Source organism: Microcystis sp. M53603_WE2, from assembly GCF_030065435.1.
This window is the reverse complement of sequence record NZ_JASJFF010001349.1, coordinates 1-7,248: the sequence shown is the minus strand read 5'-3', so window position 1 is coordinate 7,248 and position 7,248 is coordinate 1. Positions and strand designations below refer to the sequence as shown.

At 41.4% G+C, this 7,248-nt stretch carries 4 protein-coding genes; 1 reads left to right on the top strand and 3 read right to left on the bottom strand.

Features of this window, described 5'->3' with window-relative positions:
* Both PX481_RS28390 and sir read right to left on the bottom strand, forming a co-directional pair.
* Positions 1-805, bottom strand: an 805-nt coding sequence (locus PX481_RS28390; RefSeq protein WP_288097292.1) for a tetratricopeptide repeat protein, incomplete at its 3' end; no start/stop codon positions are given.
* 105 nt (positions 806-910) lie between these two features.
* Positions 911-2,848 carry a sulfite reductase, ferredoxin dependent gene (gene sir / locus PX481_RS28385; RefSeq protein ID WP_288097290.1) on the bottom strand — a complete coding sequence of 646 codons (1,938 nt, stop codon included), beginning with the start codon at positions 2,846-2,848 and terminating at the stop codon, positions 911-913.
* Between the two features lie 196 nt (positions 2,849-3,044).
* Between sir and PX481_RS28380 the strand changes: the two genes are divergently transcribed.
* Entirely contained in the window at positions 3,045-5,444 is a 2,400-nt protein-coding gene (locus tag PX481_RS28380) for an ATP-binding cassette domain-containing protein (protein ID WP_002757871.1), read from the top strand.
* Positions 5,445-5,637: 193 nt separating this feature from the next.
* Here PX481_RS28380 and msrA read toward each other — a convergent pair whose 3' ends face one another.
* Positions 5,638-6,300 (bottom strand): peptide-methionine (S)-S-oxide reductase MsrA, encoded by a 663-nt coding sequence (msrA, locus tag PX481_RS28375; RefSeq protein ID WP_288027451.1) that lies wholly within the window; start codon positions 6,298-6,300, stop codon positions 5,638-5,640.
* Positions 6,301-7,248 lie beyond the last annotated feature (948 nt).

Here is a 7,248-nt window from a genome sequence, read left to right as displayed (position 1 = left end):
GATTATTTTGTGTCCTTGCCCATTCATAAGGAAAAGCATCACGGGTATAGACTTCTAAAGACAGGTTATAAGCAACAATAGCTAACTCTAAATTTTCTGCCCTTTCTCCTCTGATGCGATTACTATAAGCAGTACCCAGATTATTTTGTGTGTTTGCCCATTCATAAGGAAAAGCATCACGGGTATAGACTTCTAAAGACTGGTTATAAGCAACAATAGCTAACTCTAAATTTTCTGCCCTTTCCCCTCTGATGCGCTCACTATAAGCATTACCCAGATTATTTTGTGACCTTGCCCATTCATAAGGAAAAGCATCACGGGTATAGACTTCTAAAGACTGGTTATAAGCAACAATAGCTAACTCTAGATTATCTGCTCTTTCCCCTCTGATGCGCTTATTATAAGCATTCCCCAGATTATTTTGTACGCTTGCCCATTCATAAGGAAAAGCATCACGGGTTCTTACTTCTAAAACCGTTTGATAGCCTGTAATAGCGATTTCTAGATTATTAGCCCGACTTCCCAAGGGAAAATTTTGAATATCAACACATAAATTCTGAATCACCCCGACAATACCCGCCACTTCTTCTGGTTTCCTTTGAGAAAACACATTTCTAGCCCATTGTTGCAACAGTTGGGCAAAGATATCATCTAACAGATGTTGACCGCGTTGTAGGATAGGATAAACCACCGTAGGATCGCTATTACTGTCATATTCTGCTTGTAAGACTTCTGATAAAAACTTCTGATATTCCTCTATACTTCCCGCTTGAGGGTTGAGAAACTGCCCCAATTGTTGCACCATATCGCGTAACCAAGATGATGTGATGGACTATGATTTTTTCGACAGACCGACCCTATGAATATACTAATTAAAAAAAGGTGGGTTAAGTCCCACCTTGATAACTGATTAGGATTTTTGGCTGAAATAGGCCTCTAGCGCCTCATTGATGATTTGATTCATCGGCCGTTTTTCCGTTTCCGAAGCTTCCTTGAGACGGACAAACATATCATCGGGGACGCTGACACGGTTTTGATTTTTACGCACGCGTTTGGGTTTTGATTCAGTAGTAGTAGTTTCGGTCATTTTAGGTGTGTAGGTGGCTGAAAATGCTTGTAAAGCAGGGAAATTGACTCGATGACAGAATTCTCCGAAGGTCTCGTTATTTTGTTGATCCTGTTGGAAGTAAACGAAAATCGGTTCTAAGACCTTTTCTAGATCATCGATCGCCATTTTATCCAAATAGGGGCGCGCTAGTCGAGTTTGATCGGCTGTTCCTCCTAACCAGAGTTGGTAGGAATTGGGAGCGCTACCCACAAATCCTAATTCTGCCATATAGGGACGCGCGCAGCCATTGGGACATCCTGTCATGCGGATGACAAATTGCTCTTTGCTTAATCCTAAGCGATTAAGCAGGGCGCGAATGCGTTCAATTACCCGGGGTAAAATTCTTTCTGACTCAGTAATCGCTAATCCACAGGTAGGCCAAGCGGGACAGGCCATGGAATAACGGGTTAAAGGGTCAATTTCGGCGGGATTGGTGACAATTCCGTGTTCTTTCAGGATCGCCTCGATCGCTTGCTGATCCTGGGGTTCGATTTCGTAGAGAATGATATTATGGTTAGCCGTCAAGCGCATGGGCAACTGAAAACGCTCGATAATCACTTTTAAGGCGGTTTTTAGCTGAAAACTGCCTTCATTTTTGACCCGGCCATTCTCCACAGAAAGACCAAAAAATAATTTTCCGTCTCCCTGTTCATTCCATCCCAAAAAGTCTTGATATTTCCAATCGGGGAGGGGTTGGTAGGGGGCAATTTTTTGACCGAAATAACCCTCAACAGTGCTGCGGAATTTTTCTACTCCCCATTCTTCGAGGATATATTTCATTCTGGCATGACGACGATCGCCGCGATCTCCGTAATCTCTTTGGGTTGCCACGATCGCTTTTACCAGATCGTACACATTTTCTTTGTCCACATAACCGATCGCATCGGCCATTCTGGGGAAAGTTTCTTCCTTATTGTGGGTCCTTCCCAGTCCACCCCCGGCAAGGATGTTAAAACCCTGTAATTCCCCGTTTGCGTCGGTAATCACCACCAAACCGAGGTCATTGGTGTAGATATCGATGGAGTTGTCTCCCGGCACGGTGACACCGATCTTGAACTTACGGGGCATATAATGTTGACCGTAGATCGGTTCGATGGGATCGTTTTTGTTAATGCCATTTGTATCTTTTTGTCTCGATGCCTTGACTTCTGGCGCTTCTTCTGCACTGATCACTTTTTCGCCATCGAGCCAAATTTCGTAGTAAGCGCCAGTTTGGGGAGTGAGCAAATCGGCGATATTATTGGCATATTCCCAAGCATAGCCGTATTCGGGGCGATTTTTGTAGGGGGCTGGCGGTGCAGTGACATTGCGGTTAACATCACCACAGGCCGCTAAAGTGGATCCCATACTGCGGATAATTTCCCCGAGGGTAGCTTTGAGATTTTTCTTTAAAATGCCGTGTAATTGGAAGCCTTGGCGGGTTGTCACCCGTAAAGTGCCGTTACCGTAGCGATCGGACAAACTATCGAGGGTAAGATATAGTTGCGCGGGAATAAAACCCCCCGGACTGCGGGTACGCAACATCATTTGATAGTCTTTTTCTTGACCTTTGGCTCTATTGTCGCGATTATCCTGTTGATAGGAACCGTGAAACTTGAGGATCTGCACCGCCGCATCGGTAAAATGGGTTGTATCTTCGAGGAGTTCACTGGCCAAAGGTTCTCGTAGATAATTACTGCGTTCTTTGATACCTTCGACTTTAGAAACCTTGGCGGTAGGAGAAATAGGAGTTGTAACCATCGTCTAACAGCACGATAACCTGTGGATAGGTCTTAGGAATAGGAATTTAGACAAGCTCGATCGATCCTAAGAAGTTTTACTAACATGATCTCTAGAGTTCGTTCCAGACTCTGAGGTTAACAGTAGCGATCGAGACATCAATTCTATCTTAGCTTCTTACTGTCCCTCGCGAACGCCATCTACCGATCGAGTTTTTATGACCAATTCTCCCAACATTAAAACGGTTATTAGTCAAGAACCCTACATTATTCTTAACAATCAGGGAGAATTTCTCCCTTCTATTAATCTGAGTCGTCCTAATTATAAATTGGGGCGGGATGGTCAACAGGTGGATTTAGTTGTTCCCCAACACTGGACGGTGGTGAGTCGAGTACAAGCTTGTTTTCGTCGTCAGGGAGATGATTACTATATCTACGATGGAGACGGGACTAATCCTAGTTCCAATCAACTTTTTATCAACAATCGCGTGATTACTCCCAAAGAGGGCTATCTTTTACAAAATGGGGATGAGATTCATATCGGTCAAGATGTCAAAAATTCGGTCAAGATTACCTATTATCATCCTAACCAACAGGTAAAAAGCCCACCTTTAGCTTTTAAATCGGTTTCCCTAAGCAATCGCAGTGTAGTTTTAGGACGAGATAATACCGCGACTGTGGTTTTAGACGCGCCGACAATTTCCCGACAACACGCGATTATCGATAGCGATAACCAGAATCGTTATATTCTCTACGACAAAAGCACCAATGGAGTCTTTATCGACGGAGAAAAAGTATCGGGTAGTGCCATTTTAACTAACGGTTGTACGGTGAGAATCGGCCCCTATAGTTTTCGGTTGCAGGGAGATGACTTAGTTTTATTAGATACGGGGGATAATATCCGTCTGGATGCCGAAGATATCGTCAGGATGGTGCGGGATAAAAAGAAACAACCTTTGATAATTCTCAATCATATCTCCTTACCGATCGAACCGAGTCAATTAGTGGCGATTGTCGGGGGAAGTGGTGCGGGAAAATCGACTTTCTTAAAGACTTTATTAGGAATTGAACCCACCACCTCGGGAACTGTTTATCTGAATGGGGAAGACCTCCGCCAGAATTTTAATATCTATCGCACCCAAATCGGTTATGTTCCCCAATACGATATCGTTCACAGGGATTTAACTGTGGGAGAAGTGTTGTATTATGCTTCTAAATTAAGGCTACCTCCGGATCTTAATTGCCAAGAAGTGATCGAGAAAACCCTGGAGCAGGTGGAATTGTTAGAAAGAAGAAATACTTTAGTCAAAGACTTAAGCGGTGGTCAATTAAAAAGGGTAAGTATTGCGGTAGAATTATTAGCCAATCCCAAATTATTCTTTTTAGATGAACCCACCTCGGGATTAGACCCCGGTTTAGATAAAAAGATGATGGAATTGCTGGCAAAATTGGCCAAAGAAGGCAGAACAATTCTCCTAGTCACCCATGCTACTAATAATATCAATCTCTGCGATCGATTAGTTTTTCTCGGTCAAGGGGGCAATTTATGTTATTTTGGTTCTCCGGGGGAGGCCTTAAATTTTTTCTCTTTACCTCAGGGGGATTTTGCCGATATTTATATTCATCTGGAAACTAGCGAAAAAGTTGAGCAAGAATGTCAACGTTTCCAACAATCCGACTACTACAAAAATAATATTGAAGCAAGAATCGGTAAAATATTTCAGCAAAATAATAGTAAACCGCAACAGGTTCAACAATCTTTTTGGCAACAACTACAGGTCTTATGTCAACGGTATAGCAAGTTAATTATCCGTGATCAATTTAGTTTAATTTTATACCTATTAACCGCCCCGATCGGAATTTTTTTAATGGCCATGGTTTTAGGGGACAAAGATCCTTTATTTTTGGGAGATAATGCTGGGACTGAAGATGCTATCGAATCGGCAACTTTAGCCTTAAAAACTCTCTTTGTTTTTACCTGCGCGGAATTGTGGGTAGGTTTTGCCTGTTCCCTACAGGAAATTGTCAAAGAATCAGCCATTTATCAGCGAGAAAGATTAGTTAATCTGGGATTATTACCCTATTTATTCTCGAAAATTCTGGTTTTAGCAGCCTTAGCTTTTCTGCAAACAATTGTAATTACCTGCGTGATATTTTGGGGATTTACTGACCCGCAACCAGAATTAATGACCTGGTTAATTGGCTGTTTTATTACCACATTTTTAACTATATTTGCGGCAATTAATCTCGGTTTATTAATTTCTGCTGGCGTTAGTAATATCACTCAAGCAAATAGCGCATTACCTTTAATTTTAATTCCTCAGATTATCTTTGCTGGGGTATTATTTAACTTAGAAGGTCTGGGAAAATATCTATCATGGTTGATGATTAGTCGCTGGTCGATTGGTGCCTACGGGGTATTAGTAGAGGTGGAAGCTATGATTGCAGAAGCGAAAGAAAAAAATGACTTTAATATCCCTTTACCCTTTGAGGATACCAATCAAGTTTATCAATTATCTATCAATAATTTGTTATTGAATTGGGGAGTTTTAATTCTTCATTCCCTTATTTATTTTCTCCTTACCTATTGGTTGCAAAAAAGAAAAGATATTTTATGATCTGAATGATATAGCGGTTCTCACACTTGGGTGTGACAGTTAAACCTTTGCTGATTAGGCTTTTCAACATCGATAATGTACCTCTTGCGAACAGGAAACGCTATAAATTATGAATGATAAATTATGAATGAAAACTGAAAACTGATCACTGATCACTGATCACTGATCACTGATAACTGACTCCTAACCCTACTTAATTTAACTTCAGATTAAGAGCGATCGGACATTCCACTTTCGTTCCCCCTAAACCACAGTAACCGCCGGGATTTTTCGCTAAATATTGCTGATGATAAACTTCAGCATAATAAAATTCAGGTGCGTCGAGAATTTCCGTGGTAATCTGACCGTAGTTCGCTTTATTGAGGGCTTCTTGGTAGATCGATCGGGATTTTTCCGCTAATTCCTTTTGCTGGGGACTATAGGTATAGATACCCGATCGATACTGAGTCCCCGTATCATTACCCTGACGCATTCCCTGGGTGGGATTATGACTTTCCCAGAAAACCTTTAACAGTTGTTCGTAGGAAATCACACTGGGATCATAGACCACTAAGACCACTTCATTATGCCCAGTCATGCCGGTACACACTTCCTGATAGGTGGGATTAGGGGTGATACCAGCCGCATAACCTACGGCCGTGGTGTAAACACCTTCTAATTGCCAAAATTTACGCTCTGCTCCCCAAAAACAGCCTAAACCAAACATTGAGGTTTCCATACCGCCAGGGAAGGGGGGCTGCAAAGAATGACCGTTAACGTAGTGGGTGCTAGGTACGGGCATTTTTTCCGATCGCCCGGGTAGGGCCTCCCTTACGGTGGGCAAAGTTAATTTTTTTCCGAATCCGAATAACACCATAATAAGAATTTGTCCAGAAAGTTTTACCTTACTTTACATTGTCGCTTAATTTTGGCGATTTCAGTGATCGGTGATCAGAACTGAGGCCGCAGCTCAATTTTTGTCAATCTACTGAGTTGGGATTTTGAAAGGGAAACTCTCCGCTAAAACTGGGCGTTATTTCCGATTTTATCACTCAATCCCAATCTTTAGGGGGTTCTACTCCCCAAACCCCGGAGCGCATTAGTTTTTCGGTGCGATGCTTACAGGCATCTGTTCATACACTTGTACCAGTTTAGGCGTTGCTGAATCAAGGTATGAATGCCAACTTTGCATCAGATGCAAAAGTTAGTTTGGCTCTAGGTTTTAAAAATACCAGAAAAGAAGATTCATATCTCAAATCAGCAACGCCTAAATCCGACATTCCGCACATCTTCATATACTTTTATGTATTTTTATAGCAGTTTTCATCAGAATGAGGTATGGGCAAGGGGCTTAAGCCCTTTGTTGGCAAAACTTGTCGATACCTCAGTAACGTGAAAAGTGCTATACATTCCCCAAGATGTTTTGACAAAAAACCTTCATTGTAGAAACTACTATTGAGAACATTTTCAATAATTGATTTTTTCTGAGAAAAAAATTTACAATTCTTCACCTTGATAAAAATCCATCATTGTAGCTATAATCCTTACTGGTAAGGGGTGGTCAGAAATATATTAGTAAAAATTATCAATTGAATGTTAAGAAGTGCGGAAAGTGGGTATATAAAGGTTCTCACGCCTGTGTGGCACACTTAAACCTTTGCTAATTAAGCTTTTCAACATTAATAATGTACCTCGTGCGAACAGGAAACGCTATAGTCCGATATTAGACCTCTTGCATAATTTTTTTATGGTATAATATAAGGTTTTGCTTTTTTCTCAATTCTTAGATTGAAGTGGAAAAAAGAATAAAATGTGATCTTAGGTC

What these genes read in the sequence shown, in the direction of transcription:
- PX481_RS28380 (WP_002757871.1), top strand. Translation starts at nt 3,045, where the DNA reads ATGACCAATTCTCCCAACATTAAAACGGTTATTAGTCAAGAACCCTAC.
- msrA (WP_288027451.1), bottom strand. Translation starts at nt 6,300, where the DNA reads ATGGTGTTATTCGGATTCGGAAAAAAATTAACTTTGCCCACCGTAAGG.
- sir (WP_288097290.1), bottom strand. Translation starts at nt 2,848, where the DNA reads ATGGTTACAACTCCTATTTCTCCTACCGCCAAGGTTTCTAAAGTCGAA.